The sequence below is a fragment of the Mesorhizobium sp. M1328 genome, from assembly GCF_040318075.1.
In the GTDB taxonomy this organism is placed as follows: domain Bacteria; phylum Pseudomonadota; class Alphaproteobacteria; order Rhizobiales; family Rhizobiaceae; genus Mesorhizobium.
On sequence record NZ_JAMYLO010000083.1, the window covers coordinates 1 to 1,121 of the forward strand.

1 protein-coding gene is annotated in these 1,121 nt (G+C 56.7%); it reads left to right on the plus strand.

The genetic code is table 11. The features are described 5' to 3' along the window. The coding region (locus NKH23_RS34465; RefSeq protein ID WP_353036807.1) for an aspartate aminotransferase family protein at positions 1-1,121 on the plus strand (1,121 nt) is incomplete at its 3' end.

The following is a 1,121-nucleotide window of genomic DNA, read 5'->3' on the forward strand; positions in this document are numbered from 1 at the left end:
ATGAGCAGCGTTTTCCATCGAATTCCCAAACGCCATCTTCCTGTTGCTGTCAGAGGCGAGGGTATGTTCATATTTGACCAAGACGGCAAGCGATACATTGACGGCTACGCTGGGGGTGCCTGCGTCTCATGTGTTGGTCACAGCCAGGAATCCGTTATTGAGGCCGTTCGGGATCAAGTAGGGAAAATGGCCTTCTTCCATTCCGCTATGTTCACGTCGGAGCCACTGGAGGAACTTGCGTCCATTCTGACAACTGATGCTCCGGAAGGCCTAAGCCGCGTGTTTTTTACCAACAGTGGGTCCGAGGCGGTTGAAACAGCCGTCATGATGGCTCGACAATATTTCGTGGAGATTGGTCAGCCACAGCGAGAGAAAGTTATCGGCCGCCGCGCCAGCTTTCACGGTGCCGGCCTGACGGGACTTGGCATTGGCTACCAGGCAGCGCGCCGGACACCCTTCGAAGCGATCCTTCCGAGCGTGTTTCATGTTTCGCCCTGCTACGAATACAGGGGGCGATTGCAGAGCGAAACGCCGGAGCAATACGGATTGCGTGCAGCCAATGAATTGGAACAGGCAATCCTGGGACTTGGTCCCGACACGGTAATGGCCTTTGTCGCGGAAACGGTTACCGGCACAACCAACGGTGCTACTCCACCAGTTCCAGGCTATTTCAAGCGGATCCGCGAGATCTGTGACAAGTACGGTGTTCTGCTCGTGTTGGACGAGGTTTTCTGTGGCTTGGGCCGAACCGGCACGCTGCATGCATGCGAGCAGGACGGGATGGCTCCCGACTTCCTAACATTTGCGAAAGGCGTTGCGGCTGGATACCAACCGATTGGCGCGACGATGGTTAACCAGAGGGTCTACGATGCCATCGTCTCCGGTTCAGGAACTTTCAAAGGCGGATACACGTACTCGGGTCACGCGACCGCATGTGCGGCAGCAATTGCGGTGCAGAAGTTCCTGCGGGCCCCTGGCTTTCTCGACCAAGTGAAGGCGGCGGGGAATGTGCTCGCGCAGCGCCTGCAAGACAGGTTCAATCAACATCCGCACGTAGGCGACATACGCGGTCGAGGTATGTTGATGACGCTCGAGCTTGTCAAGGACCGCGAGACAAAAGC